This window comes from Nocardiopsis sp. KDC1DS13DA1 (genome assembly GCF_055632325.1).
This window is the reverse complement of the sequence record NZ_JBVMUY010000035.1, coordinates 59,951-81,202: the sequence shown is the minus strand read 5'-3', so window position 1 is coordinate 81,202 and position 21,252 is coordinate 59,951. Positions and strand designations below refer to the sequence as shown.

Sequence of the window (21,252 nt, the reverse complement as noted above, 5' to 3'; positions counted from 1 at the left end):
TGGGGGGCTATCTTTCCGGCATGGACGCACTGGAGTTTCCCCCGATGCTGGCCGACCTCGTGCGGGCCACCGGCCGCCTGGTGGCCGACCTCGAACTGTTCGAGCGGTTCGAGCACCCGGACCAGACCACGCTGTGGTTCCGCGCGTGGACCGGCGACGAGGAGGCCGACGGGGGTGAGTTCCGCCTGTTCGCCATGGAGGGCGGGGGAGGGTTCGTCGGTCTGTGGTCGGTGCGGGAGGGGCGGCCCCCGACCGAGCAGCCGGTGGTCTTCGTCGGGTCCGAGGGGGAGCTGGCGGTCATGGCCCCCGACCTCGGTTCCTACCTGTGGCTGCTGGCGCACGGGGTCCACCCCTTCGTGGCCCTCGGGGAGCAGCCCTGCCCCACCGGCACCAGCCCCGAGGTCGTCGCGGTGGCCGAGCGGCACGCCTCCGGCGCGCGTCGCGCCCCGGAGGAGATCCTCAGGCTGGCCCGGGAGGAGTTCCCGCACTTCCGGGAGCACGTGGAGGCGCAGTGCCCGCTGCCGGACGCACCGGAGGCGACCCCGGCCTGACCCGCGGCCGGGCGCCGGTCACGCTCGCCCGGGACGGGTCAGCGCGCCCAGGGCGGGACGAAGGGCCCGTCTCCGGGCACGATCGCCCTGCCGCCGACGGGCAGTACGGCCACGAGCTCCAACGGCGCGTCGTGCGGGTTGGCCAGCATCAGGGACGTGCGCGCGGGCACGATCAGCGCGTCCCCGGCGGCGATCCGGTGCTCGGTGCCGCCCAGGGTGGCGACGGCCGCGCCGGAGAGGACGTAGAGCACCTCCTCCCGGTCCAGGGAGTGCTCGTGCCCCGGCGCTCCCGGAGCGATGGTCGTGCGCCAGACGCACGTCTCCTCGGCTCCCCGGCTCGGTGCGGCCAGGCCGGTGAACGTCGCGTGCGGGGTGGTGAACGTGGGGGCGGTGGCCCCGTGGACGATGGCCATGAAAACTCCTCAACTTCGGTTGTACAAATGAAGTTGTAGAATAGGGCGCACGACCGCGTCAACCCCTGGAGTACGGATGGATCTCAGCGACGACCTCGGCGCCCGGCTCGGGCTGGCCTTCCAGCAGATGGTGGGCGAGCTGCACGCCCACCTGGCGGAGGCCGGGTTCACCGACGTCCGGCAGAACTTCGGGTTCGCGTTCAAACTGCTCGCCAGGGAGAGCCTGACCACGAGCCAGTTGGCCGCGCGGATGGGCGTCACCCACCAGGGAGCGGCGAAGGCGGTCGAGGAGATGGTGGCCGCGGGGTACGTGGAGCGGGTGCCGGACCCGTCGGACGGCCGGGTCAGGCGCCTGGTCCCGACCGAGCGGTGCCGCGCGCTGATGGCCAGCGCGCACGAGTTCCACCTGGCGTTCGAGCGGGAGCTGACCGAGCGGATCGGTCCCGGACACGTCGCGGCCACGCGGGAGGTCCTGGCCGCGATCGCGGCCAGGAGCGGGTCCCGGGACGCCCTCGAACGCGCGCTCCCGCCGCTGGCGTGAGGTCCCGGTCGGGCGCGTGACCCGCGCCCGACCGGGACCGCGGTCAGCCGGTCAGGTTCCCCGCGGCGGGAGACGCGTCGACCGGCAGCGTGTAGCGCAGCTTCTCCTTCGCCCGCGCTCCGAGCCGGTCGTAGAAACGGACCGCGTCCTGGTTCCAGACCGGGGTCTGCCACTGCACCTCGGTGAGGCCGAGCCCGCGTGCCGTGTCCGCGACCGCGGCCATGATCCGCGCGCCGAGCCCCTGCCCCCGGGTCCCGTCGCGCAGGAAGAGGCAGTCCATGTGCAGGTACTCGCACCCGTCCCAGGTGGAGACCTCCGGGGAGCAGGTCGCGTACCCGACGACCTCGCCGTCGGCGTTCTCCGCCACGAGGCAGTGCAGACGGGGTTCGGCCCGGCCGAAGAGGAGGGCGCCGAGCCGTTCGGCCAGGTCCGGTGCGGGCGGCGGGGCCTTCTCGTAGGCGGCGTGCTCGGCCGCCAGCGCGGCGACGTGCGGCAGGTCCGCCGGCCGGGCGCGCCGCACGTGCGCCGCGCTCACCGGGAGACGCCCTCGATGACGTCCTCGGACCACGTGGTGAGCCGGTCGGACACGTCCCCCTCGCCGTCGAGGACGTGCCAGGCGAACACGTCGCGTTCGTGCGCCAGGATCTCGGCCTCCCACACGCAGGGGGCCAGGCCCGCGCGCCCCGGCCGGAGCAGGTCGGGCCGTCCGGCCGGACCGGTGAAGACCGCCAGGTCGGACATGTGGCCCTCGATCCAGCTGTGCACGAGGACGTAGTCGCCGTCGCCGCCCGCGTGCGCGATGACCACGGCCAGCCCCAGCGAGCCGCGGGCCTCGCCGAGCGACAGGTGGCCCTCCGCGATCCGCAGCGCCTCGTCCTCGTCCCCGTCCGTCACGGTGCGCCCGGGCGCCTCCAGGGCGTAGGCCTTGACCAGGTGTCCGCTGATCTCACTGGTGCCCAGGAACCGCACGGTGCGTTCGTGGTGCTCTTCGGACAGGGCCAGGAGTGCCTTCGCGTCGACTGCTTCGGGGAGGTCCGCGTGTTCGCTCATGCCGTCATTATGGTGACCCGCACCGACCGTCCTGCGGCGGGATGTCCTTACCGGGCGCCGGGTCCCGCTCCAGACAGACGCGCACCGTCAGCGGGCCGCCCGCCGATCCGCTCCAGTCCCAGTACACGGCGAGGGCGTCGACGATGCGGAGTCCGAAGCCGCCGCTGGGCGGATCGCCGCCCTCCTCGATCCGGGGTACCGGCACGGTGGGGCCGGGACGCGGCCCGCTGTCGGTGACGGTGAGGACGAAGGTGTGGCGGCGGCGTTCGACCACGACCGTCACGGTCCCGCCGGGGTCGCCGGACCGGGTGTGCCGGTGGGCGTTGGTCACGAGTTCGCTGACCACCGCGACCAGGGGGAAGGCCGCGTGGGGCGTGGTGCGGGCGACCTGGTGCGCCCACACGCGGGCGATGCGGACGTGGCCCGGGTCGTGGCCGAGCACGATCCCGCACCGGCGGGGGTCGGCCAGTGCCAGCCGCCGGGGCGGTGGGACGGTCGCGGTGCGTGGGCGGGGTACGCCCGTTGCGGGCTCGCGTCGGGGAGTAGCCTCGTTCATGTTCGTACCTGTCGTGAGAGCGCGGGTGTGAACCGGGTCCCGGGGCCGTTGACGCGATCGCCGGGACTTCCTCGCTCCCCAGGCTGCGCCGCGGCCCGAACCCGGGGGAAGCGGTTCTACGGGATGGCCGCGATCTGGGGACTTCCGTAGGTGCGCGTACGCGTGCGCTGACAGGCTGTACGCATGGACGAACCCCGGAAGCCGGAGTGGGTCAGGTTCGGGCAGCGGGTGAAGCGGCTGCGCAGACAGCAGGGGCTCTCACTCAACGCGCTCGCCAGGAGCACGGACTGGTCGGCGTCCTACCTCGGCAAGATCGAGAACGCGACACGGGCCCCGAACGGGGACGTGGTGACCGCGCTGGACCGTGCGCTGCGTACGAACGGCGCCCTGCTGCGCGAGTGGGGAGACGTGCTCAAGGCGGGGACCGAGCCCGAGTGGTACCGGCAGTCGCGTGACTACGAGAAGCGCGCCCGGGAGATCCGGTTCTTCCATCCCCTGGTGGTGCCGGGGTTCTTCCAGACCTGCGAGTACGCGCGGACGCTCATCTCCCAGTCGGTCCCGGGCGCGTCGGAGGACCACGTCCAGAACGTCATCCGCACCCGGGCATCGTGGCGCGCGGACCTGAGGACCGAGGCCGGTCTGCTCCTCAACGTCATCCTGGCCGAGACCGCCCTCGCGCTGCCGATGCCGGCCGAAACGATGCGTGAGCAGCTCGACCGGCTCGTCCAGGAATCCGAACAGGCCAACATCACCGTCCAGGTCCTCCCGGTCGGCGTACCCGACCTCGCCTGGATCAATGGGCCATTCAGGTTGATATACATCGAGAATGAGCGGGGCGTCCTGTGCGTGGAACACACGCTCGGAGAACTCCTCTCCGACGATGCCCAAGAGATGCGCAACCTGGAAACGGTCTTCGGCAAGCTCCAAGCGTGGGCGCTCCCTCCGGACGCCTCGGCGCGGAAGCTGAAAGAGATGAGGCAGGCACTGTGAACAGCTGGCACAAGTCGAGCTACAGCATGCGCGACCAGAGCTGCGTGGAGGTCAACGAGACCCCCCGGACCGTCCTGGTCCGTGACACCCAGAACAGGGACCTGGGCCACCTCGCCTTCGGCACCGGCGAGTGGACCTCCCTCGTGGACTCCCTCAGGCGGCACGGCTGACCCCCGACCGCCCAGGGGCGGCGCTTCGCCGGAAGCGCCGCCCCTGCCCCGCGTTCACCCCTGCGGGAACCCCTCACCGCCCTCCGACGCGCTGACCGCCACGCCGTGGGCGGAGAACTCCTGCGCCCCCACGACCGAGAGCAGCTCCAACTGTTCGACCGCCGGGGTGCCGGGCGTCGCGCTGAACCACAGCAGCCGCTGGCGCCCGTCCTCGCTCTGCAGGTTCTGGCAGTCGAGTTCGATCACCCCCAGACCCGGGTGCACGATGCGCTTGCGGTCCATCCGGCGCACGGCCACGTCCCCGGTGTCCCACAGGGCCGCGAACTCCGCGCTGCTCCGACGCAGCGACGCGATCATCCGCGCCGTCTCCGGGTCCCGGCCGCGGCGGGCGGACGCCGCGCGCAGGTCGGCGGCGAACACCCGGGAGTGGTGGGCGTGGTCCTCCTCGGGGTGGATCGCCCGGCTGCCCGGATCGGTGAACCACCGGTAGGCGATACCGGCCCTCGGGCCGTACCCCACGGGCGTCTCACCGAGGAGGGCCCTGGCCAACCGGTTCTGCACGAGGACCTCGTGCAGGTCGGTGATGACCATGGCGGGTGTGGTCTCCAGCCGGTCCAGCAGGCGCAGCATGGCGGGCTCCACGTGCGCGGTGGACCCGTGTTCGGCGGGTACGGGGCGACCGGCGAGATGGAAGACGTGGTCGCGCTCGTCGTGGGTCAGCCGCAGGGCGCGGGCCAGCGCGGCGAGCATCTGCGCGGAGGGCTGCGTACCGCGCCCCCGCTCCAACTCCGTGTAGTAGTCCACCGACGCACCGGCGATCAGGGCGACCTCGTCACGCCGCAGACCGGGCACACGGCGGCGGGGCCCCGGGGTCAGACCGACGTCCGCGGGCCGGATCCGGTCACGTCGGGACTTCAGGAAGGCGCCGAGTTCTGCGAGGTCCATGCCCTCATTCTCGGGCACCGAGCGCTCCCCAGACAGGGGGTGTCGACCCCAGGGTGAGCACCCGCCTGGCTACCCCGCCGCCGTGGTTCGAGGGTGAGGGGGAGCCGCCGGACCCGGGCCGGGACCGCGCGGCGACGACACCCGGGCGGGCGCCGCCCGGCACACCAAGGAGCTTCCATGTCCTCTCACCCCACCTCCGGTCCCCGCGACGGCGGGGCCGCCGACCGGCCCCGGGTCGCCGTGGTCACCGGCGGTTCGCGCGGCATCGGGCGCGCGACCGCGACCCGCCTGGCCCGCGACGGTTTCGCCGTCGTCGTGAACTACGCGAACGGTCAGGAGACCGCCGAGTCCGTCGTCGGCGAGATCACCGCCGCGGGCGGACGGGCGATCGCGGTCCGGGCCGACGTGGCCGACGAGACCGCCGCGGCCGCACTGTTCGACGCCGCCGAGGAGGAGTTCGGCGGCGTCGACGCGGTCGTCCACTCGGCGGCGCGGATGTTCCTCGCGCCGATCGCCGAGGTCGACCTGGCCGACCTGGACGCCCTGCACCGCACCAACATCCGCGGGACGTTCGTGATCGCCCAGCAGGCGGCCCGCCGTGTCCGCGACGGGGGCGCCGTCATCACCTTCTCCTCCTCGGTCGTCGGCCTCGCCTTCCCCGGCTACGGCCCCTACAGCGCCACCAAGGGAGCCGTGGAGGCGCTGACCCTGATCCTGGCCAGGGAGCTGCGCGGCCGGAGGATCACCGTCAACAGCGTGGCGCCCGGGCCCACGGCCACCGAGATGTTCCTCGACGGCAAGGACGAGGAGACGATCGCCCGTCTGGCCGCCCAGCCGCCGATGGAGCGCCTGGGGACGCCCGCCGACATCGCCGCGGTCGTCTCCTTCCTGGCCTCCCCCGGCGGGCACTGGGTCAACGGCCAGACCGTCCGCGCGAACGGAGGCATCGTCTGACGGGCGCGCCCGCCCTCGGCCACGCGGGCGGACTCACCGGCTCGGGCGTCGGCACCGCCGCCGTCGTGCCCGGCGGACCTGCCCGCCCCGGGCGGTTCGCACCGACCGCCACACGCGGTCAACACCCCACACCCACCCACGGAAGGACGAAGCGCATGCCCTTCGCCAACTTCAAGGTTCCCGCCGGAACGCTCACCGACGAGCAGAAGGAGAAGATCATCACCCGTACCACCGACCTGTACGCGGAGATCTACGGCGACCACGCCCGGTCGACCACCGTCGTCCTCGTGGACGAGGTCGCCGACGGCGGCTGGGGGGTGGCGGGCGACGTGCTGACCCTCGCCAGGATCCAGGACATGACGGCGCGGTAGGTACGGTTCCCCTGACGGCCGCGACCCGCGTTTCCGCGCGGGCCGCGGCCGTCGTGCTGTCCACCGGCCGGACCCGGCGCCGGAAGTCAATTCCGACCAAAAGGACCACCCACACTACTGGGACAAAAAGGGCTGGTTCTTCTCCCCAACCACCCTGAGCTGCAATAACGAAAAACCTGGTTCTCCCAAGCACCCTTTTCCCAGAAATGCTCGCCTCTTCCCCCGCAGCTCCCCTAATCTTTGTCCCGACCACACCCGAACACACGAAGACCCCGCGGCGATTCAACTACCGCCCGGGGTCGTGGCCAGCAACTCATCCCTTTAACCAAAGGATTGCCGACATGGGTTATTCTATCCCTGCCCTCCTGCGCCCAACCCTGCGGATCCTGCGGGCGCTCCTCACCCCCGCGCACGGACGCCACTCCGCGGCCGCCGCCCGCCGCCGCCGTTCCACCCGGGTCCGCCGCTACGCGCCGATGCCCGCACCCGAGCCGCGGGGCAGCGCCCGGACGCCCCGCCCCGAGCCCGGGACGACCCCGCCGCCCGCGCAGCCCGCGCCGATCGCCGACGACGTCGCGCTCGTGCGCCCCTACTACACCGCCCACGAACGCGCCCTCTCCCGCGCCGGGCACGCCGCCGACCGCCCGCGCTCCCGGGGAGCCGTCCCCGCCCCGGTGGTTCCCGCACCCCGGCCGATCCCCGAGGGCGACCTCCTCGCCCCGACGCCCCCGCCCGGCCTGTGCCCGGTCGAGCCCGCCGGAGCGCGGCGAGAGGCGGTGGCCGTCTGATGCGCACCGCCACCAGGCAACCCCGCCCGCTCGTGTTCTGGGAGCACCGCACCTACCCCGGCGACCTCGCCCGGCTCCGCGACGTCCGCGCCGACCTCGCGCGCGACCTGGCCGGGTTCGATCCGGAGCTGGCGGCGACCGTCGAACTCGTGACCAGCGAACTCTTCGCCAACTGCGTCAAGTACACCGACTCGGGCCGGGAGAACGGCGAGGTGATCCGGGGGCTGTCGATGCCGGGGCCGGACGAACTGCGCGTCTTCCTGAGCGACTGGGGCGGGGGCGGCGGCGTCCCGCGCGTCCCGGTGGAGCGGAGCGAGCAGGAGTGGGACTGGGCCGAGGGCCAGCGCGGGCTGCTGCTGGTCGAGCACCTGTGCACAGCCTGGGGACACTTCCGCCTGGCACCGTGGGCCGACCTGGGCACGCACGTCTGGGCCACCTTCGCGGTCGAGCCCGGCACGGCCCCGGCGGGGCTGCGCCCGTTCGTCTTCACCCGCTGACGGACGGGCCCGCGGTGCGGGTCCGGGCAGGCCCCGGACCCGCCCCCGTCATGTCCGCGCGTGGACCAGGACCGGAAGGTCGAAGGGGCGCAGCTGGTCGGTGCGGGACCACAGGCCGCGGTCGACCGAGTCACGTGTCCCGGCCTGTTCCAGGACGGTGAAACCGTGCGCGGTGAGCAGACGGGCGGACTCCTCGGGGGTGAGGAAGGTGCGCCAGACCTCGCCGCTCCCGGCCGCCGCGGCCTGGACCGCGTCGGCGTACGCCTGTCCGGCGGCGTCGCGTCCGCCCTCGGGAAGCAGGTGGTCCATCACCAGTTCGGAACCGGGCGCCCAACCGGCGACCATCGCCAGCACACCGTCGACGGTGTCGGGGGTGAGGTACATACCCACCCCCAGGCAGGAGACGAACGCCGGGACGTCCGGGTCGAATCCGGCGTCGGCCAACCGCGCCGTGAGAAACCCGTCCGAGAGGTCGGCGGGCACGAAGGCCGCAGTGTCGGGAACGGCGACACCGGCGTCACGCAGGGCCCGGCGCTTCCATTCCTGCGTCGGAGCCGCGTCGACCTCGAAAACCCGGAGGGAACGGTTCTCGGAACGGCAGGCGAAGGTGTCCAGCCCCGCCCCCAGGACGACGTACTGACCGGTCCCCCGCGCGACCGCCCGGGCCAGGCGCTCCTCGGCGAAGCGGGCGCGCGTGGTCGCGGACACCCGCGCACCGGCCAGGACCGGATGCGCCCCCTGGGCGCGGTGGTAGGAGATCAGCGCGTCGGCGTGGTCGCCGAGGAGCCGACGGGCGAGGGTGTCGGCGAAGATCACGGGAGCGTCGTCGACGACGAGGTGGGCCGCTCGGGCGGCGGCGGACATCAGCGCGGTGCGGCTCGGTGAATTCAACACGGCAGTGAAACTACCGCCGGATCGCCATAAGCGCTCACCATCATATCGGAGAAAGAAAAATTCACGGAGAAGAAGCGATACCGTTTCCGTGAACATATTCGACCCCGGATCACACTTCCGCGCCCGGCCGCATCCGGCCTGACTATCGACCCTGGTCGGGGAGGGCGACTACCCTCGGTTGGGCACCACGCCCCCGTGCCGCCCGTGTCACCGTCACCCGAGGAACACCATGACCTCCCCCAGCCTGCCGATACTGGTCGGTCCGATCCTGTACCTCCTCCTGGGTGTCGGCGCCATCGTGTGCGGGCTGGCCGCCACCGCCGGCCGCAGGGGCCTCACCCTGACCGGCGGTGCGCTGCTCCTGGTCAGCGGGGTCATCGACCTGATCATGAACTTCGCGTACATGTCGATCCACCTGTCCGTCGGAACACGCATCGGTTTCGACGCGTCGAGAATCGTCATCGACACCGTCTTCTTCCTGGCCTACCTCCTGTTCGGCATCGGGGCCGTCCTCCTGGTGTCGGCCGCCACGCGCCGACCCGCGAAGCCCGCCGTCGGTCCGGTACCGGGCGTCCCCCGACCGCCCCAGGGTCCCTACCAGCCCGGTCCCGCAGCCCAGCGCTGACCCCCGACGACAGCGGAGCCGATCATGATCTACCTCGTTCTCCACATCCTGTTCGCCATCGCGGCGCTCCTCGTCCCCGGCGTCATCGCGCTGGTCCGCGCCGCCGGGTCACCCAGCGGCAGGGGGCTCGTCCTCGCGGGCGGCGGGCTGCTCGTCCTGTGCGGCCTGATCAGCATCGGATACCAGGTCTGGTACCAGTACGCCGTCCTGGGCCCGTTCGGGGACACGGTCGCCGGGGGGCCGTTGCCGCACATGGAGCTGGTCAACGCCTACGCGATCGCTCGCCCCGCGCTGGTGGCCGTCGCGATCGCCCTGCTGCTGTTCGCCGTCCTCAGCGCGCGCGGCACGACGCGGGCCGCGGCACCGGCGGCGCAGGGGTTCCCGCAGCACCCGCCCGTCCCGGGACACCACGTCCCACCGCACCACCCCCGTCACCCCGGTCAGCCGTACGGCCACCGGACCCCGGGCGCTCCCCAGCCGCCGTTCCAACCGCCGCAGGCACCGACCGGCCCCCAGCAGCCCCAAGGGATCTCAGGCCCCCAGATGCCCCAGCCGCCACAAGGCCCCCAGCCGGGGCAACGGTAAGAGAAACCCCATCGCGACCTGCGCGTTTCTCCGAGTCCATCCGAGGTTGATCTGATCATGACCGTGGACGAACCCCAGACCAGCACCGCCCGACGTGACCCCAAGCGCCTGGAACAGTGGCAGCACGCCACCGACTGGCCCCTGCTCGCCCTCGCCCTGGGCTTCCTGGCCGCCTACGCCTGGCCGATCCTCGACCCCGAACTGTCCGAACAGTGGGTGGACCTGTGCTCCGCCGCCGCGTGGGTGGTCTGGTTCGCGTTCACCGTCGACTACCTGGTCCGCCTGTACCTGGCTCCGGACCGGTGGGCGTTCGTCCGCACGAACCTCCTCGACCTGGCCGTCTGCCTGCTGCCGATGCTGCGCCCCCTGCGGCTGGTGCGGCTGCTCAGCGTGGTGTCGATCCTGCACCGGAAGCTGTCGGTGTCCGCGCGCGGGAACGTGGTGCTCTACACCGCCACGCTCACCGTGATCATCCTGCTCGTGGCCTCGCTCGCCGTGCTCAAGGCCGAGCGCGACGCCCCGGGCGCCAACATCACCACCATCGGGGACGCCTCCTGGTGGACGCTGGTCACGATCTCCACGGTGGGCTACGGCGACCACTATCCGGTGACGGACACGGGACGGCTGATCGCGATCTGCCTGTTCATCGTGGGCATCGCCCTGCTCGGCGTCATCACCGGTGTCCTGGCCTCCTGGTTCGTCAAGACCATCGAGGGCGAGCAGGAGAAGGAGAGGGAGACCCGGGAGCGGGACGCGCTCAGCGCGGACGAGGTGCGCGAACTGCGGACGCTGGTCGTCGACCTGAGGGCCGAACTCGACCGCACCCGGGCCGAGCGCGGGAACGGGCAGGTGACCGGTGCGCTGACCGAACGCGTCACCGAACCGGCCGACCGCTCCGACTGACCGCGACCGGCGGACGCACCACGCCCTTCCGCGGGAGTCGAGACCGGTGATCCGGGTACGCAGACGGGCGGATGCCCCGGCACGGCCCAGGACCGGGGAACCGTCCCGACCGTTGGTGTGTCCTACCGGTGAGCGCCCCGAGCCGGGTGCGGCACATCCCTGACGAGCGAGGGGTCGACGCGAACGATGAACGACACATCCCCGTTGCCGGAACGGACCGACACATCGCCTGTCCGAACGAGGACCACCGACGAGCCGAAGCACCCGGGGTCCGCGACGGTTTCCGGCCCCGGAACCGTATGCGCGTCCGGCCGGGACTCATGATGGGCGGGTCCTCCTACGGCGGAGACCACATCGACTTCTCCCGAGGCGAGTTCCACGGGAAGGTCGTCGGCACAAGCGTCGAGCACCACCACTACTACGGGCAGGGTCCGGCCGCTGGTCGGGACGCACCCGGCGAACACGACGCCGGTGCTGGGGACAGGTCCGGAGCACCGCTCGACGACCCGGCCGCCGTCGCCGCGCTGTACACGCTCCTGAGGAGTCAGGGGGACACCCAGGAGGCCAGAGAGCTGGCCCGACGCGCCGCCCGGACGAGCGGCTGATCGAACCGTCCGGACCGACGCGGCCCGTCCCGGTCTCCCGTCAGGGTGCTCCGACGGAGGAGATGACGTACCGGGCCACCGAGGCCGACACGATCTCCCCCTCCTGGTCCGCGTCGGGGCCGGACCCCCGGAAGCGCTCCAGGTCCGCCTCGGACTCCCAGCGTTCGTGGACGTTGATCCTCGCGGGGTCGAGCAGGTCCGGGGAGAGCGCGAAGTCCAGGCACCCCGGAGCGGAACGGGCCTGTTCCACGATCGCGGAGCAGCCCCGGAGGTAGGCGTCGCGGTCCGACGGGTCCACACTGATGCTTCCGGCGATGATGAGCACGGTCGTCGTCCTCTCGGTAGGGAGCCGGTCGCACCCAGTCTGGAAGCGGGCACCGACGATCCGCCCGTCCCGTCGGGGTGCGCGCGTCCCCGGTGTCCCTCACTCGGGGCGCGTGTACACCAGCGAGTACCGCCACATGAGCAGACGGCGCAGGCGGGCCCCGGGCAGGTGCCGTGCGGCGGCGGCGCCGATCTCCCGCAGGCTCATCTCCGGGTCGCGCATGGGCATCCTCGCGGCGCCGTCGCGGATCCGCGCCAGATCGGGTGTGCCCGTCGCGAGCCGGGCCGCGCGCAGCCCCGCGCCGATGGCCCACTGCGGTCCGAGCGCGGCCAGACCGGAGGCGAGGTCGGCCCACCCCTCCTCGCGGTAGAGGCCGAGGACGGCCAGGGTCCCGCCGGGTTCGAGGACGGAGGCGAGGCGTTCGAGGGTCGGGCCGAAGGGCATGTGGTGCACGCTGGCGATGGCGCTGACGAACCCGTACCCCTCGGGGGCGAGTTCGGCGTCCTCCAGACGGGCGTGCTGGTAGCGCACGGGCAGTCGGGGCGGCGTCCGTTCGCGGGCGAGTGCGACCATGTCCGCCGACGCGTCCACGGCGTCGACGGTCAGACCGCGCTGGGCCAGCGCCCGGGCGAACCGCCCGTCACCGCACCCCACGTCGAGGGCGCGGCTCCGGCCAGAGGGCACCTGGCGGAGGAGATGACCGTGGTAGTGGCTGTTGTGGTCCCAGGAGACGTCGATGGGACTGGGGGGCAGGATTCGGGTCATGGCCCCGGAGGCTACCCCGCCTGGCGCTTGGCCTCCAGGGCGTCCATGGCGGCGACGGCGGTGGCCACGGTCTGGTGGACCGGGACCTGGCGGTGCAGGCCGACCAGGCGGACGACCTTGGTGACGCGCTCGTTCAACGCGGCGAGCGCCAGGGATCCGCCCTGCTCACGGACGGTTCGGTAGGCGTTGATGATGACGTTGAGTCCGCTGGAGTCCATGAAGTCCAGGGCGGACAGGTCCAGGATCAGGAACGACCCGTGGTCGTCGATCGCGGACTCGATGTGCTGCTGGAGGTCGGCGGCGGTCGCGATGTCGAGCTCACCCTCGATCGCGACGATGACGCTGCGGCTGTCTACACGCGTGCTCAGTCCAAGCCTGTGCACGATCACTCCTCCCGGCCCCACGTCGAGATGGCGGGGGTCCCTTCGTCTCACCATACGCAGACCGGCGGACCGCGCCGTCGGGGATCGGCCCCACTCCCACAGAGCCGACCACCGAGGGGACGAAGCTGGCGCGTCCGCGAGTCTGGTAAGTCGTTGGACACACACGGTATAGGCGAACGGGCCGTTCGGGAATGCCATCGAGGAAGAAATTTTCGCCTCTTGGGCACGAACCCGGCCCGGCAGGCCCGTTTTCGCCCGTTGACACCGTGTTATTTCACGACATGGGAGCCGGTTTTTCCGCCCACGGAAAGCCCGTGTCCGGCGTCACACTACCCATGGTCACTTTCGGTTCACTCGCCTGAGGAACGATCACTCCGTGTGATCGTTCGCGTGAAGGACTCCACCAGACCACGCGCCGCGAGGGTCGCCGTGGTCTCCCCGGAGCGTACCTCCTCCTCCAACCGCGGGATGAGCGCGCTCACCTCGGGGTCGTGCAGGAAGGTGTCCATCACCTGGTCGCGCACCTGGTCCCACATCCAGCTGACCCGCTGGCCGCTGCGGCGCTCGGCCAGGCCGCCGCCGCGCTCCAGGACCGCGCGGTGCTCGACCACGGTCTCCCACACCTCGTCCAGCCCGTCCCCGGTCAGGGCGCTGCACGTCAGCACGGGCGGACGCCAGTCCGGGTGCACCGGCTGGAGCAGGCGCATCGCGCGGGACAGCTCCCGGGCGGCCCGGCGCGCGTCGTCGGCGTGCGGGCCGTCGGCCTTGTTCACCGCGACCACGTCGACCAGTTCCAGGACCCCCTTCTTGATGCCCTGCAACTGGTCACCCGTGCGCGCCAGGGTGAGGAAGAGGAAGCAGTCGACCATGGCGGCCACGGTGACCTCGGACTGGCCGACGCCGACCGTCTCCACCAGCACCACGTCGAACCCGGCGGCCTCCATGAGCAGCATGGTCTCCCGGGTGGCCCGGGCGACCCCGCCCAGCGTGCCCGCCGTCGGCGAGGGGCGGATGAACGCGTCGGGGTCCACCGACAGCCGGGCCATCCGCGTCTTGTCGCCCAGGATGCTGCCGCCGGTCCGGGTGGAGGAGGGGTCGACCGCCAGCACCGCCACCCGGTGCCCGGCGGCGGTGAGCCGCCCGCCGAGCGCGTCGATGAAGGTCGACTTCCCGACCCCGGGCACCCCCGTGATCCCGACCCGCCGCGCCCCGCCGGTGTGCGGGAGCAGCCGCACCAGCAGCTCCTGCGCGGCCCGGGCGTGGTCGGGGCGGCGGGACTCCACGAGGGTGATCGCCCTGGCCAGGGTGGGCCGGTGCCCGGCCAGCACCCCCTCGGCGAGGGCGTCCACGTCCACCGGTCGGCGACCGCGGCGGGGTGCCCTGGCGGCCGTGCCGTCGTCGGCCACGCTCACTCCCCTTCCCGCTGGTCGAGCCGCTCCTCCAGTTGGTCGAGCAGGTCGATCGCGGCCTCCGCGATCACCGTCCCGGGCGGGAAGATCGCGGACGCGCCCGCCTCCCGCAGCGGCTCGAAGTCCGCCGGGGGGATCACGCCGCCGACGACGATCATGATGTCCTCGCGGTCGAGCCCGGCCAGCTCCTCCCGCAGCGCCGGGACCAGGGTGAGGTGCCCGGCCGCCAGGGAGGACACGCCGACCACGTGGACGTCGGCCTCCACGGCCTGGACCGCCACCTCGGCGGGGGTCTGGAACAGCGGGCCGACGTCGACATCGAAACCCAGGTCCGCGAAGGCGGTCGCGATGACCTTCTGCCCCCGGTCGTGCCCGTCCTGGCCCATCTTGGCGACCAGGATGCGGGGCCGCCGCCCCTCCGCCTCGGCGAACTCGTCGACCCGGGCGTTGACCCGGTCCATCAGCCCCGCCGCGTCGTCGCTTCCGGCGGCCTCGTCCCTGTACACACCCTGGATGGTACGGATCTGACCCGAGTGGCGGCTGAACACCCTCTCCATCGCGTCGGAGATCTCCCCCACGGTGGCCTTGGCGCGGGCCGCGTCCACGGCGGCGGCCAGCAGGTTGTTGGTGAGCGACTCGTCCGCGACCGACTCGCGCCCGGCGGCCTCGGTGAGCGCGTCCAGGGCGGCGCGCACGACGTCCTCGTCGCGCTCCTCCCGCAGGCGGCGGAGCTTGTCGAGCTGCTGGGCGCGCACCTGGGCGTTGTCCACCTTGAGCACGTCGATCTCGTCGTGGGTGTCGGGCCGGTACTTGTTGACCCCGATCACCGGCTGGCGCCCCGAGTCGATCCGCGCCTGGGTGCGCGCGGCGGCCTCCTCGATGCGCATCTTGGGCAGACCGGCGTCGATGGCCGCGGCCATGCCCCCCGCCCTCTCGACCTCCTGGATGTGCGTCCACGCCTTGGCGGCGAGCTCCTGGGTGAGCCGTTCGACGTAGTAGCTGCCGCCCCACGGGTCGACCACGCGCGTGGTGCCGGACTCCTGCTGCAACAGAAGCTGCGTGTTGCGGGCGATGCGCGCGGAGAAGTCGGTGGGCAGGGCGAGTGCCTCGTCGAGGGCGTTGGTGTGCAGCGACTGGGTGTGCCCCTGGGTCGCGGCCATCGCCTCCACGCAGGTGCGGGCGACGTTGTTGAACACGTCCTGCGCGGTGAGCGACCACCCCGAGGTCTGGGAGTGGGTGCGCAGGCTCAGCGACTTGTCCTTGACCGCCCCCAGGTCCCTGACCAGGCGCGCCCACAGCAGGCGGGCGGCGCGCAGCTTGGCGACCTCCATGAAGAAGTTCATGCCGATCGCCCAGAAGAACGACAGGCGCGGCGCGAACCGGTCGACGTCCAGGCCGGAACGCTGACCGGCGCGGATGTACTCCACGCCGTCGGCGAGGGTGTAGGCCAGCTCCAGGTCGGCCGTGGCGCCGGCCTCCTGCATGTGGTAGCCGGAGATCGAGATGGAGTTGAACCGCGGCATCCGCTGCGACGTGTAGGCGAAGATGTCGGAGATGATCCGCATCGACGGCCGCGGCGGGTAGATGTAGGTGTTGCGGACCATGAACTCCTTGAGGATGTCGTTCTGGATGGTCCCCGACAGCTGCTCGGGGGACACCCCCTGCTCCTCGGCGGCGACGATGTAGAGCGCCAGGACGGGCAGCACCGCGCCGTTCATGGTCATGGACACGCTCATGCGGTCCAGCGGGATGCCGTCGAACAGCTGGCGCATGTCGTAGATGGAGTCGATCGCCACCCCGGCCATGCCGACGTCCCCCGCCACGCGGGGGTGGTCGGAGTCGTAGCCGCGGTGGGTGGCCAGGTCGAAGGCGACGGACAGGCCCTTCTGTCCGGCCGCCAGGTTGCGCCGGTAGAAGGCGTTGGACGCCTCCGCGGTGGAGAAGCCCGCGTACTGGCGGATGGTCCAGGGCTGGTTGACGTACATGGTCGGGTACGGCCCGCGCAGGTACGGGGGCATGCCCGGGAGCCCGCCGACGAAGTCCAGGCCCGCCCGGTCGGCGGGGGTGTACAGCGGCTTGACCGCGATGCCCTCGGGGGTCTCCCACTCCAGGGCGTCGACCGCCTTGCCGCTGCGCTCCTGGACCGCCTCCCGCCAGGCGTCGGCGCCGTCGCCGGTGAACTCGGGCGGCTCGGGGGCCACCCGGGAGAAGTCGGGGATCATGCGTTCTCCCCCTCGGAGGTCGCGGGTCGGGTCGGGGCCGGCGGGTCGGTGAGCAGGACGTCCAGCAGGTCGGTGAGCAGGGCGACCGCGTCGCAGCCCCGGTGGGCGAAGACGTCCACCCCGGCCTCGCGGTAGGTGTCGCGCGGTGCCCCGGCGAGCAGGACGCGGCGGGCGCCCGCCCCCCTCAGCGCGCGGGCGGCGGCCTCGGCGTGCTCGGCGTAGACCTTGTCCGACGAGCAGATGACGGCGACCCGGGACCCGGAGGCGGCGAAGGCGCGCGCGGCCGCGTCGGCGTCGTCGAGCGGTCCGGGCTGCTCGACGGCGACGCCGCCCGCCGCCAGCAGGTTGGCGGTGAACGAGGCGCGGGCGGTGTGCGCCGCGACCGGGCCCAGCGTGGCCAGGAAGGCGGTGGGCCGGTGGCCGGTGTCCCCGGTCTGGGCGTCGCTGCGGTCGCGCAGGGCCTCGAACTCCTGGGCGTAGCGCCGGACGGGGAACCCCTGCGGCGGGTGCGGGGCGGCGGTCCGGCGCACGGGGTCGGCCGGGCGGACCAGCGGGGTCTCGTCGAGGTCGGGGAACTCGCTGACCCCGGTCAGCGGCGCGCGCCGGTGCGCGATGTCGGTCCGGCGGCGTTCCCACACCTGGTCGACGCGCTCGCGCAGCAGACCGTCGGCGAGGGCGTCGGCGGCGCCGCCCGCGGCCTCCAGCTCCTGGAAGAACGCCCAGCCGGCGCGGTAGAGGTCGCGGGTGAGCGCCTCGACGTAGAAGGAGCCGCCCGCCGGGTCGATGACCTGGGCCAGGTGGGACTCCTCGATGAGCAGCGACTGGGTGTTGCGGGCGATCCGGCGGGCGAAGTCGTCGGGCAGGCCCACGGCCGAGTCGAAGGGGGCCACGGTGACCGCGTCGGCGCCCCCGACCCCGGCGGCGAAGCACGCGACGGTGGTGCGCAGCATGTTGACGTGCGGGTCGCGCCGGGTGGTCATCGCCTCGGACGTGGTGGCGTGCAGGCGCATGGCGCGCTGGTCGGCGGGCAGGCCGCAGGCGGCCAGGACCTGGTTCCACATGGCGCGCACGGCCCGGAGCTTGGCGATGACCGTGAACTGGTCGGCGTTGGCGGCCAGGCGGAACTCGATCCGTCGCACGGCGTCGGCGGGGTCCATCCCGGCCTCGTCCAGGGCGCGCAGGTAGGCGGTGCCCGCGGCGATCGCGGCGCCGAGCTCCTGGGCCTCGGATCCGCCCGCCTCGTGCACGAGCGTGCCGTCGGCGACGAGCAGACCGAGTCCGGGACGGTCGGCGGCGCACTCGACAGCGAACCGGACGGGGCCGGCGAGGTCGGGCCGCTCCCCCGCGCGGGCGGCGGTGGTCAGCGGGTCGATGCCCAGGTGCGAGATGACCCGTCCGTCGGGGACTCCGGCGTCGGAGTGCGCCTCCAGCAGGGCCCGGGCGGCGTCGGCGTAGTCGGCTCCGGGGTCGAGGACCACGGGGGCCAGGTCGAGGTAGACGTCGGCGAGGGCCTCACCGAGCGACGCGGTCGGCAGGGCGTCGCCGCCGACGCCGACCCACAGCGAGGCGACACCGTTCATCAGGTCGGCGTGCAGACGCCGCGCGAGGGTCTTGGGGTCGGTGTCGGTGTGGCGGGCGCGGATGTCCCAGCCGTCCGTGGCCGCCCCCTCGGGGCGGTAGCCCCGGGTGAAGGGCGGCTGCCCGGGGTAGCCCTGGCCTGTGCGGGCCGGGTCCCCGGTGTAGAGCGGGTCGATGTCGAACCCGTCGTAGGTGGGGGTGGCGAGCACCCCCTCGGGGGTGTCGACGAGCCGTTCCTCGGCGACACCGCTCTTGCGCAGCACTCCCGAGACGAGTTCACGCCACCGCTCGCGGGTGGCTTCGGGGAACCCCTCGGCCAGGTTGGGGGCAGGTTCACTGCCCCCTCTGTCAGCAACGTCCATAATAGAAAATGTTAGAGAACGACGTTCGGCCCGGCCGCGCCGGGGTGTGGTGCGTCGCATATGGGCCGTGGCCAGGGGGCTTCCCCCCTGGCCACCCACTGTATGACACGGGTCACACCGGACGCCGGGCGGCGACGCGGGCGCGCCCCCCGGCCGCGATCCCGTCCGCCCCGGCCCGGCCCCCGGCCCGACGACGGCGCGCCTGTCCTGGTCAGGGCGGTTCCCGGAACTAACCTGACGGTCGGACGCACCCGGCGGCCAGGGCAGACGGCCGCCGGTACCGACGGTGGGTGGGCGGATGCGGCTCCGGCTCTTCGACGACGACCAGTTCAACTACGAGGCGCTGCTGGCGCTCGGGGCGGCCTACCGCCGCGCCGCGGACGTCGGGGAGGTCCTCGCCACGGCCGACCGGATCACGCCGGGCGGTGACGCCGAGGCGTGGTTCACCGCGTGGACCGACCTGGCCCGGCGGGTCCGCGGGGAGGCCGAACGGTCCGACGCCCGGGGGCGGCGGGCCAGCGCCGGAGAGGGCTACCTCCGGGCCGCCCGGTACTTCGCCACCGCGCTGGTCGGCATCGACGCGACCGGGGACCCCGGACGGCTCGTCCCGGTGTTCCACGAGCACCGGGACTGCTTCGAGCGGTTCGGCGCCGCCTCGGCGCCGCCCGCCGAACGCGTCGCCATCCCCTACGGAGACGACGTCATGCCCGGGTTCCTGTTCGGGCCGCCCGACCGTTCCGGGCCCCTGCCGACGGTCATCGTCAACAACGGCAGCGACGGGGCGCTCACCGACGTGTGGTCGCTCGTGGGCGCGGGCGCCGTCGCGCGCGGCCACCGCGTGCTGCTGTTCGACGGACCGGGGCAGCAGTCGATGCTGTTCCTGCGGGGAATTCCGTTCCGCCACGACTGGGAGCACGTCATCACCCCGGTCGTGGACTTCCTCCTGGACCGGCCCGACGTCGACCCGGAGCGGATCACCCTGGTCGGCATCAGCCAGGGCGGGTACTGGGTGCCCCGGGCGCTGGCGTTCGAGCACCGGATCGCCGCCGCGGTGGCGGACCCGGGCGTCACGGACGTGTCGGCCTCGTGGTGGCGGCACATGCCAGGAGAGATGCGTGCGCTGTGGGAGGCGGGTGAGCGCGACGTCTTCGACCGCTACGTACGGGAGGGCGTCGCCGCCGACCCCGCCAGCGCCGCGATCTGGCGGTGGCGGTCCAAGCCCTACGGCGGCCTCTCCCCGTTCGACCTGTTCACGGAGCTCTCCCGGTACACGCTCGCACCGGTCGTGGACCGGATCACCACGCCCCTGCTGCTCACCGCCCCCGACGGCGAGGTCTTCTGGCCGGGCCAGTCCGAGGAGCTCCACGCCGCGCTGCCCGGATCCAGCGAGGTGGTGCGGTTCACCGAGGACGAAGGAGCCAGTCTGCACTGTGAGCCGGCCGGTCGCGCCGTGTTCGAGCAGCGCGTCCTCGACTGGATCGACGGGCGACTGGCCTGAGGCGCGCGAACCGGCCGCGCCGGGCCGGACCCGCGGGCGCGTCGGCGCCGCCCCGGCGCGGGGCCGCCGACCAGGCGAAGACCAGTGATCCGCCGACGACGCCGAGCAGCATCCCGAGGAGGAAGCCGCCGAAGTTCGAGGTCGTGAACGAGGCCAGGGCGAGCAGGGTTCCGACGACGCCGTGGAAGGCGTGGTGGTCGGGGCGCGCCCAGCTCAGCAGACCGTCGACGGCCAGCAGGGCACCGATGAGGTAGTGCGAGGAACCGGCGAGCGCCGCGAGGAGGAGCAGGTCGGCGGGGAGCGCCAGCGTCTGCGCGGTGGGGGCGGCGAGGATCTCGGCTCCCGCCATGACGAGGAACAGGCCGCCCCAGAAGGGGCGGCTCCACCGCCAGTGCCGGAATCCGAGCACGGCCGCCCGGAAGCAGCGGCGAAGGCCGCGGGCGGCGGCCCGGGGGACGGCCATGGGGCGGGGCATGGTCAGAAGCACTCCGGTACGTCGAACCCGACGGAGAAGTGGGTGTCGGGCAGCCGCAGACGCGCGGCCGTGATCGCCGCGAGCCTCGACCGCAGGTCGATGAGGCGCAGGGTCTCGGACTGCTGGCCGAAACCGCCGGGCGGCCCCTGTCCGCCGACCGCCCGGTCCAGGGTGCTGGCGTCCCGGCCGATCTCGACCTCCGTGAACTCCACGTCGGCGGTGAAGTCCTCCGCGTCGAACACCACCGAACGGCCCGTGACCGGCTCGTCGTGGCCCGCGGTGATGCGGACCGTGACCGGGCCGAGCGGCGTGTCGAGCAGTGTGGACTGGCACAGGCCGTGCAGCTCCATCGACTGCATGGTGGTGACCGCGACGGGGATGCTGGTGCCGTCGATGGTCTGGTCGAAGGAGCCGAACTGGGTGAAGCCCCGGGCGTCCAGGACGTCGGCGGAGACCTTGATCGTGTCCCCCGACACGGCGAAGGCGGCGGCGAGCAGACCCTGGTACCCCATCCCGGCGAGCAGTCCCGCAGCGGTGAGGGCGGGAAGGGAGATCAGCGCGAACCGGCGCCACCGGGTGCCGCCGCGCCGCGGCGCGGTCCTCTCCGGCTCCCCGTCGGGCGTGTCCGCCATGTCCCCGTACCCCCCGCAGGCCGTTTCCGCCGGGCGGCCCCGCGCTCCCGGCACCGACGTCTCCTCAGTGGTCCGTCACGTGCGCCTGCCCGACACTAACCAGAGTTGACACGATGGGCAACGCCCTGGACACAGTGAGTCGCGGCCGGTCGGGCGAAGGTCCGG

The 21,252-nt window shown here is 72.8% G+C and carries 27 protein-coding genes; 13 read left to right on the top strand and 14 right to left on the bottom strand.

Translation table 11 applies throughout. The features are described 5' to 3' along the window. Window positions 1-20: 20 nt before the first annotated feature. Window positions 21-551, top strand: a complete 531-nt coding sequence (locus ACTVAJ_RS23150) for an SMI1/KNR4 family protein (protein ID WP_470390340.1) — start codon at window positions 21-23, stop codon at window positions 549-551. Between the two features lie 38 nt (window positions 552-589). Here the strand turns inward: ACTVAJ_RS23150 and ACTVAJ_RS23145 are convergent, their stop codons facing one another. Beyond that, window positions 590-964 (bottom strand): cupin domain-containing protein, encoded by a 375-nt coding sequence (locus ACTVAJ_RS23145; protein WP_470390339.1) that lies wholly within the window; start codon window positions 962-964, stop codon window positions 590-592. Window positions 965-1,040: 76 nt separating this feature from the next. On the opposite strand from ACTVAJ_RS23145, the gene ACTVAJ_RS23140 reads away from it, so the two are divergent. After that, a complete protein-coding gene (locus ACTVAJ_RS23140) occupies window positions 1,041-1,505 on the top strand; it encodes a MarR family winged helix-turn-helix transcriptional regulator (protein ID WP_470390338.1) in 465 nt (154 codons plus the stop codon). Window positions 1,506-1,548: 43 nt separating this feature from the next. On the opposite strand, the gene ACTVAJ_RS23135 is transcribed toward ACTVAJ_RS23140, so the two are convergent. Genes ACTVAJ_RS23135 through ACTVAJ_RS23125 form a run of 3 tightly spaced genes read right to left on the bottom strand, consistent with a single transcriptional unit; the run spans window position 1,549 to window position 3,111 of the window. Next, window positions 1,549-2,040, bottom strand: a complete 492-nt coding sequence (locus tag ACTVAJ_RS23135) for a GNAT family N-acetyltransferase (RefSeq protein WP_470390337.1) — start codon at window positions 2,038-2,040, stop codon at window positions 1,549-1,551. Then, the gene (locus ACTVAJ_RS23130) at window positions 2,037-2,555 is read right to left on the bottom strand and encodes a hypothetical protein (RefSeq protein ID WP_470390336.1); all 519 of its coding nucleotides are present in this window, start codon (window positions 2,553-2,555) and stop codon (window positions 2,037-2,039) included. The genes ACTVAJ_RS23135 and ACTVAJ_RS23130 overlap by 4 nt, the downstream gene beginning before the upstream one ends. A gap of 7 nt (window positions 2,556-2,562) precedes the next feature. Further along, on the bottom strand, window positions 2,563-3,111 hold the full coding sequence (locus ACTVAJ_RS23125) for an ATP-binding protein (protein WP_470390335.1): 549 nt from the start codon (window positions 3,109-3,111) through the stop codon (window positions 2,563-2,565). A gap of 183 nt (window positions 3,112-3,294) precedes the next feature. Here ACTVAJ_RS23125 and ACTVAJ_RS23120 point away from each other — a divergent pair, with 183 nt between their 5' ends. Both ACTVAJ_RS23120 and ACTVAJ_RS23115 read left to right on the top strand, forming a co-directional pair. Then, window positions 3,295-4,101, top strand: a complete 807-nt coding sequence (locus tag ACTVAJ_RS23120) for a helix-turn-helix domain-containing protein (protein WP_470390334.1) — start codon at window positions 3,295-3,297, stop codon at window positions 4,099-4,101. Continuing rightward, window positions 4,098-4,271: a DUF397 domain-containing protein gene (locus tag ACTVAJ_RS23115; RefSeq protein WP_470390333.1), complete on the top strand. Its 174-nt coding sequence runs from the start codon at window positions 4,098-4,100 to the stop codon at window positions 4,269-4,271. The genes ACTVAJ_RS23120 and ACTVAJ_RS23115 overlap by 4 nt, the downstream gene beginning before the upstream one ends. Before the next feature lie 54 nt (window positions 4,272-4,325). Here the strand turns inward: ACTVAJ_RS23115 and ACTVAJ_RS23110 are convergent, their stop codons facing one another. Beyond that, on the bottom strand, window positions 4,326-5,216 hold the full coding sequence (locus tag ACTVAJ_RS23110) for an MmyB family transcriptional regulator (RefSeq protein ID WP_470390332.1): 891 nt from the start codon (window positions 5,214-5,216) through the stop codon (window positions 4,326-4,328). A gap of 177 nt (window positions 5,217-5,393) precedes the next feature. Here ACTVAJ_RS23110 and ACTVAJ_RS23105 point away from each other — a divergent pair, with 177 nt between their 5' ends. The 4 genes from ACTVAJ_RS23105 to ACTVAJ_RS23090 all read left to right on the top strand — a co-directional run bounded on the left by ACTVAJ_RS23105 (window position 5,394) and on the right by ACTVAJ_RS23090 (window position 7,826). Then, window positions 5,394-6,170, top strand: coding sequence for an SDR family oxidoreductase (locus ACTVAJ_RS23105; protein ID WP_470390331.1), 777 nt, complete (start codon window positions 5,394-5,396; stop codon window positions 6,168-6,170). Between the two features lie 155 nt (window positions 6,171-6,325). Beyond that, window positions 6,326-6,541 (top strand): 4-oxalocrotonate tautomerase family protein, encoded by a 216-nt coding sequence (locus tag ACTVAJ_RS23100; protein WP_470390330.1) that lies wholly within the window; start codon window positions 6,326-6,328, stop codon window positions 6,539-6,541. A 341-nt stretch (window positions 6,542-6,882) separates the two neighbouring features. After that, on the top strand, window positions 6,883-7,329 hold the full coding sequence (locus ACTVAJ_RS23095) for a hypothetical protein (RefSeq protein WP_470390329.1): 447 nt from the start codon (window positions 6,883-6,885) through the stop codon (window positions 7,327-7,329). Beyond that, window positions 7,329-7,826 carry an ATP-binding protein gene (locus ACTVAJ_RS23090; RefSeq protein ID WP_470390328.1) on the top strand — a complete coding sequence of 166 codons (498 nt, stop codon included), beginning with the start codon at window positions 7,329-7,331 and terminating at the stop codon, window positions 7,824-7,826. Before ACTVAJ_RS23095 ends, ACTVAJ_RS23090 begins: the two co-directional genes overlap by 1 nt. 48 nt (window positions 7,827-7,874) lie before the next feature. Here ACTVAJ_RS23090 and ACTVAJ_RS23085 read toward each other — a convergent pair whose 3' ends face one another. Continuing rightward, complete coding sequence (locus tag ACTVAJ_RS23085; RefSeq protein ID WP_470390327.1) at window positions 7,875-8,720, bottom strand: class I SAM-dependent methyltransferase; 846 nt, start codon at window positions 8,718-8,720, stop codon at window positions 7,875-7,877. Window positions 8,721-8,949: 229 nt separating this feature from the next. Between ACTVAJ_RS23085 and ACTVAJ_RS23080 the strand changes: the two genes are divergently transcribed. The 4 genes from ACTVAJ_RS23080 (at window position 8,950) to ACTVAJ_RS23065 (ending at window position 11,438) form a co-directional block, all read left to right on the top strand. Continuing rightward, window positions 8,950-9,345 (top strand): hypothetical protein, encoded by a 396-nt coding sequence (locus ACTVAJ_RS23080; protein WP_470390326.1) that lies wholly within the window; start codon window positions 8,950-8,952, stop codon window positions 9,343-9,345. 24 nt (window positions 9,346-9,369) lie between these two features. Beyond that, on the top strand, window positions 9,370-9,930 hold the full coding sequence (locus tag ACTVAJ_RS23075; RefSeq protein WP_470390325.1) for a hypothetical protein: 561 nt from the start codon (window positions 9,370-9,372) through the stop codon (window positions 9,928-9,930). 57 nt (window positions 9,931-9,987) lie between these two features. Further along, the gene (locus ACTVAJ_RS23070) at window positions 9,988-10,833 is read left to right on the top strand and encodes a potassium channel family protein (RefSeq protein ID WP_470390324.1); all 846 of its coding nucleotides are present in this window, start codon (window positions 9,988-9,990) and stop codon (window positions 10,831-10,833) included. Window positions 10,834-11,132: 299 nt separating this feature from the next. Beyond that, a complete protein-coding gene (locus tag ACTVAJ_RS23065; RefSeq protein ID WP_470390323.1) occupies window positions 11,133-11,438 on the top strand; it encodes a hypothetical protein in 306 nt (101 codons plus the stop codon). Between the two features lie 40 nt (window positions 11,439-11,478). Here ACTVAJ_RS23065 and ACTVAJ_RS23060 read toward each other — a convergent pair whose 3' ends face one another. The 6 genes from ACTVAJ_RS23060 to ACTVAJ_RS23035 form a co-directional block, all read right to left on the bottom strand. Next, window positions 11,479-11,763, bottom strand: a complete 285-nt coding sequence (locus ACTVAJ_RS23060) for a putative quinol monooxygenase (RefSeq protein WP_470390322.1) — start codon at window positions 11,761-11,763, stop codon at window positions 11,479-11,481. A 99-nt stretch (window positions 11,764-11,862) separates the two neighbouring features. Then, entirely contained in the window at window positions 11,863-12,528 is a 666-nt protein-coding gene (locus ACTVAJ_RS23055) for a class I SAM-dependent methyltransferase (RefSeq protein ID WP_470390321.1), read from the bottom strand. Window positions 12,529-12,539: 11 nt separating this feature from the next. Continuing rightward, window positions 12,540-12,911, bottom strand: a complete 372-nt coding sequence (locus ACTVAJ_RS23050; protein ID WP_470390320.1) for an STAS domain-containing protein — start codon at window positions 12,909-12,911, stop codon at window positions 12,540-12,542. Between the two features lie 350 nt (window positions 12,912-13,261). After that, a complete protein-coding gene (gene meaB / locus ACTVAJ_RS23045; protein WP_470390319.1) occupies window positions 13,262-14,317 on the bottom strand; it encodes a methylmalonyl Co-A mutase-associated GTPase MeaB in 1,056 nt (351 codons plus the stop codon). Between the two features lie 2 nt (window positions 14,318-14,319). After that, on the bottom strand, window positions 14,320-16,542 hold the full coding sequence (gene scpA / locus ACTVAJ_RS23040) for a methylmalonyl-CoA mutase (RefSeq protein ID WP_470390318.1): 2,223 nt from the start codon (window positions 16,540-16,542) through the stop codon (window positions 14,320-14,322). Then, window positions 16,539-18,482, bottom strand: coding sequence for a methylmalonyl-CoA mutase family protein (locus ACTVAJ_RS23035; RefSeq protein WP_470390317.1), 1,944 nt, complete (start codon window positions 18,480-18,482; stop codon window positions 16,539-16,541). The genes scpA and ACTVAJ_RS23035 overlap by 4 nt, the downstream gene beginning before the upstream one ends. 298 nt (window positions 18,483-18,780) lie before the next feature. Between ACTVAJ_RS23035 and ACTVAJ_RS23030 the strand changes: the two genes are divergently transcribed. Then, complete coding sequence (locus tag ACTVAJ_RS23030; protein ID WP_470390316.1) at window positions 18,781-19,980, top strand: alpha/beta hydrolase family protein; 1,200 nt, start codon at window positions 18,781-18,783, stop codon at window positions 19,978-19,980. Here the strand turns inward: ACTVAJ_RS23030 and ACTVAJ_RS23025 are convergent. Then, window positions 19,883-20,455, bottom strand: coding sequence for a DUF6114 domain-containing protein (locus tag ACTVAJ_RS23025; protein ID WP_470390315.1), 573 nt, complete (start codon window positions 20,453-20,455; stop codon window positions 19,883-19,885). The two genes, ACTVAJ_RS23030 and ACTVAJ_RS23025, sit on opposite strands and share 98 nt — an antisense overlap. A gap of 2 nt (window positions 20,456-20,457) precedes the next feature. Continuing rightward, window positions 20,458-21,087 carry a DUF6230 family protein gene (locus ACTVAJ_RS23020; RefSeq protein WP_470390314.1) on the bottom strand — a complete coding sequence of 210 codons (630 nt, stop codon included), beginning with the start codon at window positions 21,085-21,087 and terminating at the stop codon, window positions 20,458-20,460. Window positions 21,088-21,252 lie beyond the last annotated feature (165 nt).